The sequence below is a fragment of the Mesorhizobium sp. M0898 genome (genome assembly GCF_040319695.1).
Classification (GTDB): Bacteria; Pseudomonadota; Alphaproteobacteria; order Rhizobiales; family Rhizobiaceae; genus Mesorhizobium.
In genome coordinates, this window is record NZ_JAMYOE010000026.1 from 79,315 (window position 1) to 96,203 (window position 16,889).

At 64.4% G+C, this 16,889-nt stretch carries 17 protein-coding genes and 1 pseudogene; 13 read left to right on the forward strand and 5 right to left on the reverse strand.

Translation table 11 applies throughout. The annotated features are described in order from the left end of the window. Positions 1 to 248 precede the first annotated feature (248 nt). Entirely contained in the window at positions 249 to 2,024 is a 1,776-nt protein-coding gene (locus NKH90_RS23445; RefSeq protein WP_352821230.1) for a tetratricopeptide repeat protein, read from the reverse strand. Between the two features lie 331 nt (positions 2,025 to 2,355). On the opposite strand from NKH90_RS23445, the gene NKH90_RS23450 reads away from it, so the two are divergent. The 4 genes and pseudogenes from NKH90_RS23450 (at position 2,356) to NKH90_RS23465 (ending at position 5,446) form a co-directional block, all read left to right on the forward strand. After that, positions 2,356 to 3,441 carry a helix-turn-helix transcriptional regulator gene (locus NKH90_RS23450; RefSeq protein WP_352821202.1) on the forward strand — a complete coding sequence of 362 codons (1,086 nt, stop codon included), beginning with the start codon at positions 2,356 to 2,358 and terminating at the stop codon, positions 3,439 to 3,441. Between the two features lie 462 nt (positions 3,442 to 3,903). Beyond that, positions 3,904 to 4,035: pseudogene (locus tag NKH90_RS23455) on the forward strand (hypothetical protein); the annotation flags it as partial. 12 nt (positions 4,036 to 4,047) lie between these two features. Further along, complete coding sequence (locus tag NKH90_RS23460; RefSeq protein ID WP_352821232.1) at positions 4,048 to 4,803, forward strand: YadA C-terminal domain-containing protein; 756 nt, start codon at positions 4,048 to 4,050, stop codon at positions 4,801 to 4,803. Positions 4,804 to 4,813: 10 nt separating this feature from the next. Beyond that, positions 4,814 to 5,446 carry a hypothetical protein gene (locus NKH90_RS23465; protein ID WP_352821205.1) on the forward strand — a complete coding sequence of 211 codons (633 nt, stop codon included), beginning with the start codon at positions 4,814 to 4,816 and terminating at the stop codon, positions 5,444 to 5,446. A gap of 19 nt (positions 5,447 to 5,465) precedes the next feature. On the opposite strand, the gene NKH90_RS23470 is transcribed toward NKH90_RS23465, so the two are convergent. Further along, entirely contained in the window at positions 5,466 to 6,071 is a 606-nt protein-coding gene (locus NKH90_RS23470; RefSeq protein ID WP_352768798.1) for a TetR/AcrR family transcriptional regulator, read from the reverse strand. Positions 6,072 to 6,175: 104 nt separating this feature from the next. On the opposite strand from NKH90_RS23470, the gene NKH90_RS23475 reads away from it, so the two are divergent. Further along, a complete protein-coding gene (locus NKH90_RS23475) occupies positions 6,176 to 7,609 on the forward strand; it encodes an MFS transporter (RefSeq protein ID WP_352821207.1) in 1,434 nt (477 codons plus the stop codon). Between the two features lie 37 nt (positions 7,610 to 7,646). Here the strand turns inward: NKH90_RS23475 and NKH90_RS23480 are convergent, their stop codons facing one another. Beyond that, entirely contained in the window at positions 7,647 to 8,663 is a 1,017-nt protein-coding gene (locus NKH90_RS23480; RefSeq protein ID WP_352593256.1) for a polyprenyl synthetase family protein, read from the reverse strand. A 426-nt stretch (positions 8,664 to 9,089) separates the two neighbouring features. Between NKH90_RS23480 and NKH90_RS23485 the strand changes: the two genes are divergently transcribed. The 6 genes from NKH90_RS23485 to moaB all read left to right on the forward strand — a co-directional run bounded on the left by NKH90_RS23485 (position 9,090) and on the right by moaB (position 12,784). Further along, a complete protein-coding gene (locus NKH90_RS23485) occupies positions 9,090 to 9,314 on the forward strand; it encodes a putative signal transducing protein (RefSeq protein ID WP_023674082.1) in 225 nt (74 codons plus the stop codon). Further along, positions 9,314 to 10,114 carry a tRNA1(Val) (adenine(37)-N6)-methyltransferase gene (locus NKH90_RS23490; protein WP_352821210.1) on the forward strand — a complete coding sequence of 267 codons (801 nt, stop codon included), beginning with the start codon at positions 9,314 to 9,316 and terminating at the stop codon, positions 10,112 to 10,114. The genes NKH90_RS23485 and NKH90_RS23490 overlap by 1 nt, the downstream gene beginning before the upstream one ends. Positions 10,115 to 10,201: 87 nt before the next feature. Next, positions 10,202 to 11,059: a S49 family peptidase gene (locus NKH90_RS23495; RefSeq protein ID WP_352821213.1), complete on the forward strand. Its 858-nt coding sequence runs from the start codon at positions 10,202 to 10,204 to the stop codon at positions 11,057 to 11,059. 81 nt (positions 11,060 to 11,140) lie between these two features. Next, positions 11,141 to 11,326, forward strand: a complete 186-nt coding sequence (locus NKH90_RS23500; RefSeq protein WP_023674078.1) for a membrane protein — start codon at positions 11,141 to 11,143, stop codon at positions 11,324 to 11,326. Positions 11,327 to 11,352: 26 nt separating this feature from the next. Further along, positions 11,353 to 12,255 carry a 4-(cytidine 5'-diphospho)-2-C-methyl-D-erythritol kinase gene (locus NKH90_RS23505; protein WP_352821235.1) on the forward strand — a complete coding sequence of 301 codons (903 nt, stop codon included), beginning with the start codon at positions 11,353 to 11,355 and terminating at the stop codon, positions 12,253 to 12,255. Next, positions 12,242 to 12,784 carry a molybdenum cofactor biosynthesis protein B gene (gene moaB / locus NKH90_RS23510; RefSeq protein WP_352681118.1) on the forward strand — a complete coding sequence of 181 codons (543 nt, stop codon included), beginning with the start codon at positions 12,242 to 12,244 and terminating at the stop codon, positions 12,782 to 12,784. The genes NKH90_RS23505 and moaB overlap by 14 nt, the downstream gene beginning before the upstream one ends. Positions 12,785 to 12,814: 30 nt before the next feature. Here the strand turns inward: moaB and NKH90_RS23515 are convergent, their stop codons facing one another. Both NKH90_RS23515 and NKH90_RS23520 read right to left on the reverse strand, forming a co-directional pair. After that, positions 12,815 to 13,789 carry a phytanoyl-CoA dioxygenase family protein gene (locus NKH90_RS23515; RefSeq protein WP_352821216.1) on the reverse strand — a complete coding sequence of 325 codons (975 nt, stop codon included), beginning with the start codon at positions 13,787 to 13,789 and terminating at the stop codon, positions 12,815 to 12,817. Between the two features lie 190 nt (positions 13,790 to 13,979). Beyond that, on the reverse strand, positions 13,980 to 14,483 hold the full coding sequence (locus NKH90_RS23520; protein WP_292664385.1) for a glycosyltransferase: 504 nt from the start codon (positions 14,481 to 14,483) through the stop codon (positions 13,980 to 13,982). 151 nt (positions 14,484 to 14,634) lie between these two features. Between NKH90_RS23520 and NKH90_RS23525 the strand changes: the two genes are divergently transcribed. Both NKH90_RS23525 and rnhB read left to right on the forward strand, forming a co-directional pair. After that, positions 14,635 to 15,789, forward strand: coding sequence for a PA0069 family radical SAM protein (locus NKH90_RS23525; protein ID WP_352821218.1), 1,155 nt, complete (start codon positions 14,635 to 14,637; stop codon positions 15,787 to 15,789). Between the two features lie 167 nt (positions 15,790 to 15,956). After that, positions 15,957 to 16,652: a ribonuclease HII gene (gene rnhB / locus NKH90_RS23530; RefSeq protein ID WP_352501990.1), complete on the forward strand. Its 696-nt coding sequence runs from the start codon at positions 15,957 to 15,959 to the stop codon at positions 16,650 to 16,652. Positions 16,653 to 16,889 lie beyond the last annotated feature (237 nt).

The following is a 16,889-nucleotide window of genomic DNA, read 5'->3' on the forward strand; positions in this document are numbered from 1 at the left end:
CGGCCTCCGGCGGGAAAGGCGGGATGCCGGCACGTCCTAGATGCCTGGCCAGCAAGCGTCAAGGCAGAGGGGGTCAGGCCTTTGAAGGTGTTCCCTTCTCCCTTTGTGGGAGAAGGTGGCCGAGCGAAGCTCGGTCGGATGAGGGGTGTTCCAGCTTGGCACCGACGGCAATCCGTCCGACACCCCTCAACCGTCTCGGCGCTGCGCGCCGATCCACCTTCTCCCACAAGGGGAGAAGGAAAGAAGGGTCACCCCTTAGGGGCGGGCGCCGGCAAGGGCTTTACGTTCGGGGTTTCCTGCGCCGTGTTGGATTCGATCGGCGGCAGGCCTTTCATCAGCTTTTGCTGCAAGGCGGCAAGCACATCCGGGTCCGGCTTCAGGTCGCGGGCCTGGTTCCACTGGAAGGTGGCTTCCAGCTTGCGGCCGACGCGCCAGTAGGCGTCGCCGAGGTGATCGTTGAGCACCGGATCCTCCGGCTTCAACGAAACGGCGCGTTCCATTTCGCGCACCGCGTCGTCGAACTGGCCAAGGCGGTAATAGGCCCAGCCCAGCGAATCGACGATGTAGCCGTCGCTCGGCCTCAGGTCGACGGCCTTCTGGATCATCGCGAGGCCTTCCTTGAGGTTCATGTTCTTGTCGACCCAGGAATAGCCGAGATAGTTCAGGACCTGCGGCTGGTCGGGGTAGAGCTCCAGCGCCTTGCGGAAATTCGGCTCGGCCTTCGGCCATTCCTTCAGCCGCTCATAGGCGATGCCGCGCTGGTAGAAGATGTTCCAGTTGGCGGCGGTCGGCGTCTTCAGCACCTCGACTGCCTTGTCGTAAAGATTGGCGGCGGAGCGGAAATCCTCCTTCGAGGAATAGACGCCGCCGAGCGCCAGATAGGCGCGCATGTCGTCTGGATGCGCATCGACGATGGCCTTGAGGTGAGTGATCGCCTCGTCGTTGCGGTCGAGATCGGCAAGGTTGAGGCCAAGCTGCAGGTCCGAAAGCTGCTTCAGCGGCGAGCCGGCGGGAATGCGGCGATAGAGCGCGATGGCGCCCTCGCCGTCTTTCAACTGCTCGGCAACGGCGGCAAGCTGAACGAGCGCCGCGTCGTTGTCGGGCCGCAGCGCCAGGGCATATTGCAGATAAAGCCGCACGAACGGCTCGCCGCCGCCGCGGTTGAGCGCGGTGGCGAGATCGAGCAGGATTTCCGAGGCGCCGTCCGACGGACCGGCAACGAAGGGCTCGATCTTTTCGCCCTTGTTGATCTTGTCGCGAAGGGCTGCAATCTCGACCTTGCCGGGCGCAAACGCCTCGGCCTTGTCGAGCACCGACAGCGCCTTGGCCTTGTCGCCTTTGCGGGCGAGGAAAGAGGCGTAGGCCTGCGCGTTGCGCATCCATGTTTCGGGGGCCGCACCGCCGGCGGCGGTGTCCTGCACGGTGGCGGTGTAGAGCGCATCCGCCCTGTCGGGCAGGCCGGAGGCGTCGGCAATCAAGGCGCGGTGGAAGGACTTGAACAGGCTGAACCAGTCGGGGCCTTGCAGCTTGTCGATGGAAGCCATGGCCTCGCCGGCGTCACCCGCACCCTGCTTGGCCCAGCCGGTCATGACGCCGGAGATCAGCCGGTCGAGATCGGACTCGAGCGACAGCTTGAGCCAGTATTCGGCCTTGGAGAAATCCTTCTTGTGGAAGGAATCGATGGCCAGCGCCAGGCGCGAGAAGCGCTCGACATCGGGAACCGCCTTGAGCTTGTCGGCATAGACCAGGGATTCGTCGAAGCGCCCCTGCGCGATCAGCGACAGCATCAGGCTCTGCTGCAGTCCCGTATCGTTCGGATCGAACGCAAGCGCCTGCTTGTAATAGGAAATGGCGCTGTCGAGGTCGTTGTCGCCGTCGGCAATCCTGGCGGCGAGATAGGCCCCCGAGAAGGATGTGATCCTGACCGGCTCGGTGGTCTGTTTGGCATGCGCCGGCAAAGCCGAGATCGCCATGCCCGTCGCGATTGCCAGCCCCGTCAGCCAGCGCGCATATCCTTGCCGCATCATATCCCTTTCAGCCAAACGCCATCTCCGCGTCAGCGGGATCGCCGTAGACTCGATTTTTACAGGTAAAGCATGGCCTTTTTGGGGTCGTGCTTCAACCCGGCCCGAATTCACAATCGGGTCAAGCAATTAATAAACCATGCCGAAAGGGCCTGAACTGCGACTCTTGACCGCGTGGCGTCCGCTTTGGCGGTGCCTGCGCGGCGCTATTTCCCGACGCCGTAAGCGATCCATAAGCGCCAGCGGTTGAAAGCTTCCGCCATGCAACCTTGCGTGGCAGGATGAGATTTCAATTCTTGCTTCGCCAGCCATGGGGGCGCCGATGCTGGAAATGCCGCGAAACGAAGAAGCCTTCGCCATCGTCGACCGTATCTACGAAGCCGCATTCGCAGCCGAGCTGTGGCCGGATGCCTTGGAGGCGACCAGCGCGGTCTCGCGCTCGGCAAGCGGCGCGATCTTCATGATCAGCGATCATTCGCCGCTTCGCGCCATCGGCGAGGCGCGGGCCGAACCCTTGATCGACGCTTTCATGGCCGATTGGAAATTTTCCGAAAGCGTGCAGCGCATGTGCAGCACCCAGCCGGCAAGCTTTGTGCGGGTCGACGACTTCATGACCGGCGATGAGATCGAGCGGGACCCGATCTATGCGTGGGCAAGAGATTTCGGCGTCGGATCGCCCGTCTGCACGTCGATTCCCATGCCGAGCGGAGAGCTGGTGCTGTTCGTCTTCCAGCGCTGGCTAAAGGACGGCAAGTACGATCAAGCGGCGATCGACCTGCTGAACGGACTGCGTCCGCATCTGGCGCGGGCCGGCCTTGTCGCCGGGCGGCTCGGTCTGGAGCGGGCCAGGACCGCCGTGTCCATTCTGAGCGAGATCGAGCTGCCGGCGGCAGTCATGAGCGGATCGGGCCGCGTGCTGACGGTCAACCGCCTGCTGGAAGATACGAAGGACGTGTTCATCCCCCAGGCCGGCGGCGGCATGGTGCTTGCGGACCTGTCTGCAAACGCGCTTTTCCAGCAAGCCATCATGCACAACGACGACCATCGCGTTGTGCGGTCCATCCCTGTCCCAGCCGTCGAGGGGCGGCCTGCGCTGATCGTACACCTTTTGCCGTTGCGCCGTGCCGCACATGACATCTTTTCGGGCGCGGATATCCTTGTCGCGGCAACTGCCGTCAGCATCAGCGCGACGGTGCCGTCGCCCGATATCCTTTCGGGCCTGTTCGACTTGACGCCGGCGGAAGCCCGGCTCGCCGTCGTGCTTGCCTCAGGCCGTTCCGTACAGGAAGCCGCCCTCGAAATCGGCATCGCCGTCAAATCGGCCCGTACTTATCTCGAGCGAATTTTTCGGAAAACCGGAACCAGTCGCCAAAGCCAGCTCGTGGCGCTGCTGACGAGCGCGCGGCCGTTTTCGTGATCTCGGAAGCCACCTCGTGCCGGTGTTGCACTATGACAACAGCAGGCGTCGGAAACGCTGCGAAAACAGGGAATTTTCGGCGCATTGTAGGCATTTGCCGACTGTCCGGCGGCATCCGGCTTCACGCATGATCCGCACATCCTGGAGCTTGCGGCCGCACCGCCTTAGGCATCGCTGATACCGACGTTCAAAGCTCCTGACGAACAAGGACTGGGCTTGCCGCCCGCATGGCGGCTTCGAAGAAGGGGGTCTGTAATGACAGGTCGCAGTGGAAACAATTTTTCCTTGAGAGCGGGCGGGCCGGAGAGATCTCCGCCCCCGAGGCGCTCTTGGAAAACATACCTCTCAGGCGGAGCGATTTTCGCAGGCCTGTTCCTGGGTTCGATGCCATCACCGGCCTCTGCTTTCGTATGCGAAGAGGTTGGGGGTGGTGGCGGCTTCGCCGGCGCGTCACCCACAGGCATGGCGTGTGGCGGTTACTCGATTGCCCCGGGGGATATTGCGACAGCAATCGGACTTTCTTCTCAGGCGGCAGGATCCGACAGCGTAGCTCTCGGCTACCATGCAAGGGCCAATTTCAACAACACGATAGCCATCGGGACCAACGTGAACGCGACCCGCGCCGGTCAGGTCGTCATCGGCTGGGAAGTCAACACCTATACGCTGGCAGGAATCAACAGCTATGACAGCAAGACCGCCCAGGGAGGCATGAAATATCTGGTGACATCGGACGCTGCGGGCAATTTGGCGACGGCTTCCGTCAATATCGACGAAATCGAAGGGCTGGCCGACGACGTGGCAGCCCACACCGCCCAGATTGCCTCGCTCAACACCACAGTCGGCAATCATACCATGCAGCTTGCCGATCACGAGACGCGCATTGTCAACAACACCAACCAGATCAACGCGCTCAACACGACGGTCGGCGATCATACGATCCAGCTTGCCGATCACGAGGCGCGTATCACCAACAATACCAACACGCTCAACCTGCACACCGCACAGATTTTCAGCCTCGACAGTCGCACCACGATCAACGAGGCTAACATCGCCCTGCTCGACGGCCGCGTCAGCGCGCTGGAGGGCGGGTTGCAGAACCTTGGCGAGCAGGTCAGCGAAAACCGCTCGGAAGCCCGCGCCGGAACGGCGCTTGCGCTGGCGACAGCGGGATTGCGTTACGACGACAGGCCCGGCAAATTGTCGTTGGCCGGCGGCTTTGGCCATTTCAAGGGCCAGTCGGGCCTGGCGCTCGGCCTCGGCTATAGCACGAGCCTGGATTTGCGCCTCAACGCCGCCGTGTCGGCCTCGACAAGCCGTGGCGATGTCGGCGTCAGCGTTGGCGCATCGTGGACGCTGAACTGATGCAGCGGGCATGACCTCAATCTTGCCGGGATCGGTGCGGCCGACGGGCAGAATGTTGCTGGCCGCCTTGGTGCTGACGGCAGCCGTTCCGGAGCTTGTCCAGCCTGCCCTGGCGCAAACGTCGAAAACCCAGAAATCGGCCAAGCCCCAGGCGCCGAAGCCGGCCAATATCGACCGCAACGGCGTGCTGATCCTGGTGCGCGGCTCGCTGCTGGCGCTCGACCATGCCAACAAGACGGGGAATTACACGGTGCTGCGCGATCTCGGCGCGCCGGGCTTCCAGACCAACAATGCGGCCAAGCTTGCCGAGATCTTCGCCAGCCACCGCAATGACGGCATCGACCTCGGCGGCGTCGCGGTGCTGGAGCCGCAATTGACGCTGCTGCCGCAGATCGAGTCCAACGGCATGTTGCATATGGCCGGTTTCTTTCCCTCGGTGCCGATGCAGGTCAATTTCGAGCTGTTGTTTGCGCCGGTCGAACGGCAATGGAAGGTGTTCGGCATCTCGGTCGCGCTCAGCAAGGCCGGCCCCGAAGCGCCGGCGACGGAGCCGCAACCGCCAAAGCCTGTGGCCACCGAAATACCCGACCCGCCGACGCCGGCGGTCAATCCCAGAAGGGCCGCCGAACAAGCCGGCAAGTGAGGCATCACGGCCCTGAAACTCAGGACGTTTGCGAAAGGCTTGCGTCAAGCGCCTGCATGGCGACGGTGACAAGATCGTGCAGCCGCTTTTTCGGCACGCCGTCGCGTGCCTGCACCGAAAGGCCGTGCAGCAGCGTGGCGTAATAATCCCCCAACGTCTCGGCGTCGGTGTCCGGCTTCAATTCGCCATCGCGCACCGCCTGCTTCAACCGCTCGACGATCGATGCGGTACGCGCCAGCCGATGCTCCGCCAGCCATTGCAGCACGGCGTCATTTTCGACGGCGCAATTGGTCGCGGCCGTCACCACCATGCAGCCCTGCGGCTGCCCCGGCCGCGTATAGATTTCGACGGCGTCGCGAAGCATGCGCTCGATGACGCGCCGGACATTTGGTTCTTCCTGCAGTGCGCGTGTGGCGAAGCCGCCCTCATTGGCCTCGTAAAGTGCCACCGCTTCGCGAAACAGATCCTCCTTCGAGCCGAAGGCGGCATAGATGCGCGCCGATGCGAGACCAAGCGCCGATACGAGATCGGCCATCGAGGTGCCCTCGTAGCCGCGTCTCCAGAAAGCGTCGCGGGCTTTCTCCAGCGCCTGGTCGCGGTCGAACTCCCTTGGCCTTCCCGCCATGGCGGTCTCCAATTTTTGTCGATCAACAAATAATCCGCTTGACTTCGGATTGCAAATCTCAATTCTTTGTCGATCATTAAATAATTGTCGACAAGGAGACCGGCATGAGTTCACTGGATCAAGGCGCGCCGCTCGGGGCGATAACGCAGGGAGCAAGCAGGGCGAAACATGGCGCAACGCTGGCGCTGCTCGCCTTCGCGCAGCTCATCATCTCGCTCGACCTCAACATAGTCTTCGTGGCGTTGCCGGAGATCGGCGCCGGCCTCGGATTTTCAGGCCAGACCCTGCAGTGGGTGGTCAGCGCCTACACCGTCTTCACCGGCGGCTTCCTGCTGTTCGGCGGCCGGGCCGCCGACCTGATCGGCCAGCGCCGCGTCTTCATCTTCGCGCTCTGGCTCTACGCGCTCTCATCTCTGGTCGGCGGCCTCGCCTGGTCGCCGGAAATCATCATCGCGGCCCGCGCCGTGCAAGGCATCGGCGCCGCGTTCCTGTTTCCTGCGACGTTGTCGCTGATCAACCGCCTGTTCGCCGAGGGACCGGAACGCAACCGGGCGCTCGCCGTCTGGGGCGGCGCGGGCGCCAGCGGCCTGACGCTCGGTTCGCTTGCCGGCGGGTTTCTGACCAGCGCCTTCGGCTGGCCGTCGGTCTTCTACGTCAACGTGCTGTTGGCCGGGATCGCCATCATCGCGGCTTTCGCCATCATCCCGCGCGATCGCAAGCGGCACGAGCAGTGCAGCTTCGATCTGCCGGGCGCGCTGACCGTCACCGCCGGCGCGACGCTGCTTGTCTTCACCCTGGTTCAGGGGCCCGAATATGGCTGGGGCTCTGGCGCAATCATCGTCAGCGCAGCACTGGCGGCATTTTTCCTGATCGCCTTCACCGTGATCGAGGCCAACAGCGCCGACCCGCTGATGCCGCTGCGCCTGTTCCACAACCGCAGCCTCGTCGCCGGCATGACGATAACCTTCCTCTACATGGGCACTTTCGGCGCGCTGCCCTACTTCCTCACCGTGCTGCTGCAGAACGTGCACGGCTTCACTGCCTTGCAGACGGGCCTCGCCTTTCTCGTGCCGTCGGTCGCCATCGCCACCGGCACGCAACTCGGCGAGCGTCTGGCAACGCGCTTTTCGACGCGCAGCACCCTGGTCGGCGGCATGATCGTCGGCGCGGTCGGCACAGCATTGATGGTATCAGGCGCGACTGCCGACAGCAGCTATCTGCCCCTCGTACCCGGCCTGATCGTCTCCGGCGTCGGACAAGGCATCGTCTGGACCGCAATGTGGATTGCCGCCGCTTCCGGCGTTGCCCATGACCAGCAAGGCGTCGCCTCGGGGATGGCTTCGACGACGCTCAATGTCGGCAACGCCATCGGCATGGCCGTGCTGATTGCGATTGCGAACAGCCAAATCGGCGAATTGTCCGGCGATGCGTTGAAAATTGCCGTCGCCGACGGCATCCAGGTTGCCTTCCGGCTCGCGGCGGCGGGCATCGTCGTCAGTTTGCTGGCAGCAATAGTGCTTCCGGCAAAGGGTCGATGAGAACAGGCGGCGTCCCGGCCTCGCGCCGCGACGCCTGTCAATTCACCCGGCTGATGCAGAAATCGATGACGTCGATCAGTGCAGACTTCTGCGGCGTCGCCTCGAGCGGCGCCAGCGCGTCGCGGGCTATCTCGCCGAAATGGCGGGCGCGCCCGATGGTGTCGGCAATCGCCCCGTGGCGGAGCATCAGGCCGATTGCCTTTTCCAGCCCGGCATCGTCGGCGGCATTGTCCTCGATGGCGCGTTTCCAGAAGCTGCGCTCGGCCTTGGTGCCGCGCCGATAGGCGAGGATCACCGGCAGCGTCACCTTGCCCTCGCGGAAATCGTCGCCGACATTCTTGCCGAGATCCTTGCTGGTGCCGCCGTAATCCAGCGCGTCATCGATCAGCTGGAAGGCAAGGCCGAGATTCATGCCGTAGGAGCGAAGTGCTGCGCGATCATTGCGCGTCGCCTGGGCGATGACCGGGCCGACCTCGGCGGCAGCGGAGAACAGCGCCGCGGTCTTGGCCTTGATCACCGCGAAATGCTCGTCCTCGGTGGTCTCGAGGTTTTTTGCGGCGGCGAGCTGCATCACCTCGCCTTCGGCGATGACCGAAGCGGCGCTGGATAGGATGTCGAGCGCTTCGAGCGAGCCGACGTCGACCATCATGCGAAAGGCTTGGCCGAGCAGGAAATCACCGACCAGAACACTGGCCTGGTTGCCCCAGATCATACGCGCCGTCTTCTTGCCGCGCCGCATGCCGCTTTCGTCGACGACGTCGTCGTGGAGAAGTGTCGCGGTATGCATGAATTCGACCGATGTGGCGAGCTTGACATGGCCGTCGCCGGAATAGCCGAACATCTGGGCCGCGGCGAGCGTCAGCATCGGCCGCAGCCGTTTGCCGCCCGACGAGATCAGATGGTTGGCTATCTCCGGAATCATCTCAACATCGGAGCCGGCCTTCGACAGGATCAATTTGTTGACGCGCCCCATGTCGGCCACGGTCAGGTCGATGAGGTCCTTTATCGAGGCGGCTTCGCGCTTCCCGTTTTCAATGTTGAGAACGACACCCACGGCAAAACTCCCAACCTCGATATGCACGACGGCAACATGGTCCCTGGACAGACTCTAGGGTGTCACCCACCGGCGCGGCAAGAGGCGAATTGGCGCGCCGGCTCTGGTACATGATCACGCCTACGTTTACATCAACGCCGCAAACTGCGAGTTTAGGGCCATGATCTATCGATATGATCGAAATGGTGTGAGGCCATCTGTCCGGATACGCGGAGCGAAGGCGCAGGAAGCCATTCGGCTTTCAAGTCCTTCGCGACAAAGTAGCCGGGCAGATGGACCACATCCTCCGGACGCCGAAACGGCTGCAAGCTGCGTCGTCGAACCGCTCGGCCGGGGGAAAGACCCCGACCTTCACGCTTCTCCTCGCATCTTCTTGCCGTTTCAGGCGCCATTTCGACCATATCGATAGATCATGGCCCTAATCCGATGATAGAGCTCATCCGCACCAACGACGCCGTCATCATTTCGTTTGTCGAATCGCTGATGCGCGATGCCGGCATCGGCTGTTTCGTCGCCGACCAGAACATGAGCGTCCTCGACGGCTCGATCGGCATCCTGCCCCGCCGTGTCATGGTGGACGCCGACAAGGCCGATGCGGCGCGGCGCATCCTGACGGATGCCGGCATCGCCAACGAGATCCGCCAAAAATAATGTCCGCGTCGCCCGCTGCCCTTGTCCCGGACATGCCGGCTCATACGGTCGATGCCTTTCATCGCGGTCGCTTCTGGCTGGTGCAGCCGAGAAAGGCGGGCCACCGCGCCGGCATGGATGCGATGATGCTGGCGGCTGCCGTGCCGTCCTCCTTCGCCGGGCGGCTTGCCGATTTTGGCGCGGGCGCTGGTGCGGCCGGCCTGGCGGTCCTGTCGCGCTGCCCCGGTGCCGCGGCCGTGCTCATCGAGCGTTCCCCGGAAATGGCGGCCTTCGCCACCACCACGCTTGCCCACCCCGGCAATGCGCATCTCAGCGACCGCGCCTCGGTGCTCGTCGCCGATGTCGCGCTGTCGGGCCGGGCGCGAACGGCCGCCGGACTTGAGGACAACAGCTTCGATTTCGTCATCATGAACCCGCCGTTCAATGCCGCCGAGGATCGCGCGACGCCCGATCCGCTGAGAAAGGCCGCGCATGTCTCGGAGGATGGGCTGTTCGACAGCTGGATCCGCAGCGCGGCCGCGGTGGTCAGACCGGGCGGCGGGCTGGCCGTCATCGCCCGGCCGGAACAACTCGGCGCCATCCTCGATGCCATCGCCGGCCGCTTCGGCGATGCCGAGATGCTGGCCGTCCATCCTCGCCCCGAAGCGGCGGCGATCCGCATCGTCGTCCGGGCAGCACTCGGCGCACGCGGCAAACTGTCGATCCAACCACCGCTGATGCTGCATGCCTATTCAGGCAATGGCCCTTCGGAGCGGGCAGAGCTGATCAATAACGGGCTGGCGTCGCTGTTCGGAGACTGATCCATTCTGATTGCCGGGGTGACGGCATTGCCGTTGGCCGGCGAATTCCTACATGCCTCAAGCAAATCGACCGGAGACCGCCCCCTCGTGAAACGCCTTTTCAACCGCCTGCTGCCGAAATCCTGGCGCTCCGCCGTCGTCACCATTCCGGTCATCCGGCTGCACGGCACGATCATGCCCGGCGGCGGCCAGTTCCGGCCGAGCCTGTCGCTCGCTTCCACCGCCGGCCTTCTCGAAAAGCTGTTTTCCTTCGACGCGCCGGCGGTCGCCATCTCGATCAACTCGCCAGGCGGCTCGCCGGTGCAGTCGCGGCTGATCTTCAGGCGCATCCGCGACCTGGCGAGCGAGAAGAACAAGAAGGTCCTGGTTTTCGTCGAGGACGTGGCGGCGTCGGGCGGCTACATGATTGCGGTCGCCGGCGACGAGATCTTTGCCGACCCGTCCTCCATCGTCGGCTCGATCGGCGTGGTGTCGGCCTCGTTCGGCTTTCCGGAGCTGTTGAAGAAGATCGGTATCGAGCGCCGCGTCCACACCGCCGGCCAGAACAAGGCGGTGCTCGACCCGTTCAAGCCGGAAAAGAAGGAGGACGTCGAGCGCCTGAAGGCGCTGCAACTGGAGGTCCACGAGACCTTCATCGACCTCGTCAAGGACAGGCGCGGCAGCAAGCTCAAGGACGATCCCGACCTGTTCACCGGCCTGTTCTGGACGGCCAAGAAGGGGCTTGAACTCGGGCTGGTCGATGCGCTCGGCGACATGCGCAGCGTGCTGAAGAGCCGTTTCGGGCCGAAAACCCAGCTCAAGCTGATCACCGCGCCGCGCGGCCTGTTCGGCCGCTTCGGCCTGTTCAGCTCGAGCTTTTCGGCGCCCGATATCGCCGCCGCCGCGGCAAGCGGCGTCATCGATGCGGCGGAAGAGCGCGCGCTGTGGGCGCGCTTCGGGCTTTGAAAAGCCGGTGAAAGCGTCTAGCATAAATCATCAACCGACCCGACCGGCGGCCTTGCCGGCCTTGCGAGGGAGGAGTTTGACATGCCGCAGATCATTTTCTTCGCCGTCGTCGGCATTGCCGCCTATTTCGGCTACCGCTCCTTCGTCAGGGAAGCCGAGCGTGTGACCGCCAAGGTGCGGCGTACCGAAAAGCAGGCCGCCAACGGTACAATGGGAACATTGGTCAAGGACCCGAAGACCGGCGAATACCGTCTGGCCAAGGATTGACCGTCGTCCCCCTCGCGGCCGAGCCAGTGAACGCCGAGGCCAGCATCCGGGTGTCGCATGCGCACGCCAAGATAAATCTCGCGCTGCACGTCACCGGCCAGCGCGCCGACGGCTATCACACGATCGAAAGCCTGGCTGTGTTCACGCGCTTCGGCGACCTCATCGAAACGGAGCTTGCCGACAGCGATGGGTTTTCCGTGTCCGGCAAATACGCCTCCGCGGTGCCCGTCGACGACAATAATCTGGTGGTGAGAGCGCGCGATGCACTGCGGCGCGAGGCCGGTCCCCAGCACGCACCGGCTGTCGCCATCAGACTCGAAAAGAACCTGCCGGTCGCGTCCGGTGTCGGCGGCGGGTCGAGCGATGCGGCGGCTGTGCTGCGCGCCCTGGTCCAGACCTGGAGGCTCGACATCGGCGATGCCGAACTGGCGCGGATCGGCCTGTCGCTCGGCGCCGACGTGCCGATGTGCCTCGCAGCCAGACCGCTGATAGCCCGCGGCATCGGCGACGAGCTGACGCTCGTGCCGGGTTTCCCGGCGCTGGGTCTGGTGCTCGTCAATCCCGGCACTGCCGTCTCGACGGCCGACGTGTTCGAGGCGCTTGGCCGCCGCGACAATGCGGGGCTGCCGCCGCTGCCGCGCAACCTCGACTTCCACAGCATCCGCAACTGGCTGGAGATCACCCGCAACGACCTCGAGCCTGCGGCGCGCGCAATCCAGCCCGCCATCGGCAAGGCGCTTTCCGTGCTCAACAAGGCCGGAGCCGGTTTTGCCAGGATGTCCGGTTCAGGCGCCACCTGCTTCGGGCTGTTCGAGACCGGCAATGTGGCCAAGCGCGCGGCCATCGATATCCGCGGCCGCCATCCCGACTGGTTTGTCGCGGCGACGCGAAGCGTGACATCGGAGGCTGACGCCCATGGCCAGGATTGACGAGAGCCGCCCCTTCGTTCCCGTGCGCATCGCGGTACTGACCGTTTCCGATACGCGCAGCCTCGCCGACGACAAATCCGGGCAGACGCTGGCCGACCGCATTGCCGAGGCCGGCCATGTCCTGGCCGCCCGCGACATCGTTACCGACGACCGCGACAAGATCCGCGACAGGGTCCTGGGCTGGTCGAAGGACGATGCGATCGATGTCGTCATCACCACCGGCGGCACCGGCTTCACCGGCCGCGACGTGACGCCGGAAGCGCTGGAGCCGATCTTCGAAAAGCGCATGGACGGCTTTTCCGAAGTGTTCCACCGCATCTCCTACGACAAGATCGGCACTTCGACGATCCAGAGCCGGGCAACCGGCGGCGTCGTCAATGCCACCTTCGTCTTCGTGCTGCCGGGCTCGCCCGGCGCCTGCAAGGACGCCTGGGACGGCATCTTGAAGCCGCAGCTCGACTATCGGCACATGCCCTGCAACTTCGTCGAGATCATGCCGCGGCTGGACGAGCATTTGCGGCGCGGCTGAGAACCGAGGTATCAGCCAAGCGACGTCGGTTTAGCGAATGACCGGCTCGCCGTGAAAACGCCGGCGCGACGGCGGCGAGACGCCGAAGCCGACTTCCATCATCAGCCGCGGCGTGCGCGTCGGCACGGTGCCCATATGGAAGCCGAACGGATCCTCGACAAAGCCGAGGCCGGCCGGCCCGGTCAGCATGACCGGGCTCTGCTCGCCGTAGACGCCCAGCACCTCTTCCGCCGAATGGCCTACCAGCAGCGTCAGCTGATGCTTCAGGATGCGGCGGTTGTGGGAGCCGCGGACATAGACATGCGGCCCAGTGTCGGCGTCGACCGGCACCAGGTAGAAAAAGAATTTCAGCATGCGCCAGTCGTCGAGGTCGAAATGGTATTTGCCGAGCGAGGCCATGTTCTTGTCGGCGTCCGAGACGCCACCGGTCGGAAAGCTCCACCAGACGCGGGTGGTGATCAGCTTGGCCTGGCTGCCGAGATAGTGCGCTGCGATATCGAGAAGCAGCGGATCCCGCTGCACGGCGACCGCAGCGTTGCAGTCGAGGACCCGTTCGAAATAGTGACCGCTGAGCAGCGGGCGGCCGAAATGCTTTTCGGCATCGGCGTGTTTTTCGGGCAGGAATTCCAGCCGGCGGTCGAAATTGCCGAAGCATGGCGTGCGCTCGGCGAAGCGGGCGATCTCGTCATGGATGGCGGCCGGCAGCATCAGGCCCGAATAGAGCCCCTCCGTCCGCAGCGCGCCGACGACGGCATCGCGATCGACGCCGGCGAACATCGTTTCACCGACATTGCGCGCCGGCGGAACCGGCTTCGCACCGCGCCAGTGCAGGCGCCGCGCCGGCATGGTGCGGGCCAGCATGAACATCGGCAGCCATGCCGGATTCTCGCGAAGGTCGGAAAGATAGGTCGGGATGCGGGCGGCGATGCGGCGCAGCGTGCCGCCGTTTCGTGCGATCGCCTCGAGGCTTGCAGCGCCGGACTTGTCAGGGCTTGAAAGGGTCATCGGGGTCCTCAAAATGTCGAGGGAACAGCATCGACGAAAGTCGTCGTCACCGCTCCGGTACACCCCAAACCCATTCGCCCGTATCGCTGGGAATGGTAACCCCCGGCCAGATTTTGTGCAATGCACAATAAACGACGACCCGCCAGAAAATGTGCTTGGGCGGAGTTCCCATAACCGGGACGGTAAGCCGTCACTTCCGCGGCGCGACCCAGATCTCGGCGTGGAGCCTCCTGGTCGCCAGGCCGCGGGCGATCGCTTCGGCGCTGCGGGCGTTTTTCGACAGCGCCGCGGCCTGACGCTTGCTGATCACCAAGCCTTCGGCGAGAGCGCGATTTCCGGCAAAGACGCGCGACAGGAACGGCGCGCGGCTGCCGCGTGCCCGCGAGAACCGCGCCGCCATGGTTTGCCTGGCGGTATGGGCGACGACCTCGTCGATCCAGCCCTCTCCCAGCCGCGCGCCCGGTTCCAGCAAGAGCAGCCAGTCGCCCTTGGCCTGCCTGATGCCGGCGGCGATGCCGCCGCTGACATAGTGGCAGCCGGCATGTTCGGCGACGCGGTGCGTCTGATCGGTCGAGCCGGTGTCGCAGACGAGAACGTCGCGCACCACGCCTTCGACCGCGCCGCCGATCAGCGAGGCGAGCGTGCGGGCAAGGCCCTCCTCGTCATTCAGGGTTTCGATCAGGACGCTGAGCATGTTTAGCCGAATAGCGGAAAGCGGTGGGCAGCGCCAGTTTTTGCGGCGCGCCGCCAGAAAGTTCTTGCTTTGTTCTCATCAATGCGATAGGAATACATTCATGAGCAGAGCGATTCGACAGCGGGCGGACAGTCCCTGGGAAAGGGCCAAAATGGAACAGATCGTGCGTGCCGATATTGCAGCCTTCGGCGCTGGCAGGGCCGAGATGGCGAATGCGATGATCGAGCAGAGCGGCATGCGCGTTCGTCCCGACCGCAATCGCGGCAGGTCGGCGGGCATCAATCCGGCCGGCCGTTTCGAGCCGGTCAGCCGACACGTGTTTGACGATGGCTGGAATTCGCTGGAGGAGCTGCCGCCGTTCAGGACCGAGGTACAGGTCGAGAAGCCGCGCACCATCATCACGCGCAACGAATCGCCCGACATCTCCTTCGACCGCTCGATCAATCCCTATCGCGGCTGCGAACATGGCTGCGTCTATTGTTTCGCGCGGCCGACGCACAGCTTCATGGGCCTGTCGCCGGGGCTGGATTTCGAATCGAAGCTGTTTGCCAAGCCGGATGCGGCGCGGCTGCTCGACAAGGAATTGTCCAGGGATAATTACCAGCCGCGCACCATCGCCATCGGCACCAATACCGATCCTTATCAGCCGATCGAGAAGCAATACCGGATCATGCGCGAGATCCTCGAAGTGCTGGAGGCGCGCGGGCATCCGGTCGGCATCGTCACCAAATCGGCGCTGGTGACCCGCGATATCGACATTCTGTCACGCATGGCCGAACGCGGGCTGGCCAAGGTGGCATTGTCGGTGACGACATTGGACAGGATGCTGGCCAGAACGATGGAGCCGCGCGCGTCGACGCCGACCAAGCGGCTGGAGGCGATCAGGCAGCTTTCGGATGCCGGCATTCCGGCCTCGGTGATGGTCGCGCCGATCATCCCCGGACTGACCGACCCGGAAATGGAGCGCATCCTCGATTCGGCACAGGCAGCGGGGGCACGCGAGGCCGGCTATGTGCTGCTGCGCCTGCCGCTGGAGGTCGCGCCGATCTTCAAGGACTGGCTGCTGCGCCATTATCCCGACCGCTATCGCCACGTCATGTCGCTGATCCGTTCGATGCGCGACGGCAAGGACTACGATTCGGAATGGGGCAAGCGCATGAAGGGCTCCGGCCCCTATGCCTGGCAGATCGGCCGGCGGTTCGAGATAGCTGCCAAACGGCTCGGCCTCAACGCCGAGCGGCGCTCGCTGAGGACGGACCAGTTCGTCCCCGCCGCCAAGGCTACCGAGCAGCTGATGCTGCTGTGACAAAGCGTCTCGCGCCAGCCGCTTGAAGCGGCCGCAGCAGGCGAAAAATCCCGTCCGGCCTGTCCTGTCCCCGGGCTTGCAGACGGTAGCCCCCTCCTGGTCCGGTGCCCCGCCCGACCCGGAGGGGACTTGCGGAGAATCGGAGCCGATGCGAACCTCGCCGCACCATGGCTCGCCCGCGTTCCGATTCTCCGCTTCTCTTCGAAATCGTCGAGAAACCCGACTTCTCGTTCGAGACGAGGGCGATGGCCGAAGGCCTTTGGCCGGTGGCGGGGATGGACGAGGCCGGCCGCGGCCCGCTCGCCGGGCCGGTGGTGGCGGCAGCGGTGGTGCTCGATCCCGCCAACATCCCCGACGGCCTCGACGATTCCAAGCGGCTGACGCATTTGCAGCGTGAGGCGCTGTTCCTGAAAATCCTCGGCTCCGCGCTCGCCGTATCGATGGCCTCGGTCAGCGCCGAAGGCATCGATGCCTCCAACATCCTCAAGGCCAGCCTGGAGGCGATGCGCCGTGCCGTGGCCGGCCTGTCAATCCGGCCGAAGCTGGCACTGGCCGACGGCCGCGACGTGCCGCCCGGCCTGCCCTGCGAGGGCAAAGCACTGATCAAGGGCGACCAGCGCTCGCAATCGATCGCCGCAGCCTCGATCGTCGCCAAGGTGATGCGCGACCGCATGATGTGCGGCTGCGGCAGCCATCATGCGCGTTACGGCTTCGAACTGCATATGGGCTACGCCACTGTGCGCCATCGCACGGCGATCGATCTGCACGGGCCAGTGGCACGGCTGCACCGCGCCTCCTTCGCACCGTTCCGGTTCGGCGGCACCGAGGTGCTGGAGGAAGAGGGTTTTTCGGGTTTGGATTGAGCGATTCGGCAAGGTGTGATCTCCCGCCTCGAGGGGGAGATGGCCGGCAGGCCAGAGGGGGGGTGCTGTCCCTCCAGCGTTTGAAGGATTTTGTACCTGAAGCGCACGCGAGTTGTGTGCGTCAAGTTCTGCAAAATGGCGTGGCATCGCGGTGACGTCGGCGTGTCCGCCGCGCAGCCCCCGTGTTTAGCGGAGCGGCGGACACATGACGGTGCTCAGGCGGCCAAGGCCCTCAGG

Bases quoted from the DNA above. Each gene is read 5' to 3' on its own strand.
- NKH90_RS23445 (WP_352821230.1), bottom strand. From the start codon at position 2,024: ATGCGGCAAGGATATGCGCGCTGGCTGACGGGGCTGGCAATCGCGACG.
- NKH90_RS23450 (WP_352821202.1), top strand. From the start codon at position 2,356: ATGCCGCGAAACGAAGAAGCCTTCGCCATCGTCGACCGTATCTACGAA.
- NKH90_RS23465 (WP_352821205.1), top strand. From the start codon at position 4,814: ATGACCTCAATCTTGCCGGGATCGGTGCGGCCGACGGGCAGAATGTTG.
- NKH90_RS23470 (WP_352768798.1), bottom strand. From the start codon at position 6,071: ATGGCGGGAAGGCCAAGGGAGTTCGACCGCGACCAGGCGCTGGAGAAA.
- NKH90_RS23475 (WP_352821207.1), top strand. From the start codon at position 6,176: ATGAGTTCACTGGATCAAGGCGCGCCGCTCGGGGCGATAACGCAGGGA.
- NKH90_RS23485 (WP_023674082.1), top strand. From the start codon at position 9,090: ATGATAGAGCTCATCCGCACCAACGACGCCGTCATCATTTCGTTTGTC.
- NKH90_RS23490 (WP_352821210.1), top strand. From the start codon at position 9,314: ATGTCCGCGTCGCCCGCTGCCCTTGTCCCGGACATGCCGGCTCATACG.
- NKH90_RS23500 (WP_023674078.1), top strand. From the start codon at position 11,141: ATGCCGCAGATCATTTTCTTCGCCGTCGTCGGCATTGCCGCCTATTTC.
- moaB (WP_352681118.1), top strand. From the start codon at position 12,242: ATGGCCAGGATTGACGAGAGCCGCCCCTTCGTTCCCGTGCGCATCGCG.
- NKH90_RS23515 (WP_352821216.1), bottom strand. From the start codon at position 13,789: ATGACCCTTTCAAGCCCTGACAAGTCCGGCGCTGCAAGCCTCGAGGCG.
- NKH90_RS23520 (WP_292664385.1), bottom strand. From the start codon at position 14,483: ATGCTCAGCGTCCTGATCGAAACCCTGAATGACGAGGAGGGCCTTGCC.
- NKH90_RS23525 (WP_352821218.1), top strand. From the start codon at position 14,635: ATGGAACAGATCGTGCGTGCCGATATTGCAGCCTTCGGCGCTGGCAGG.
- rnhB (WP_352501990.1), top strand. From the start codon at position 15,957: ATGGCTCGCCCGCGTTCCGATTCTCCGCTTCTCTTCGAAATCGTCGAG.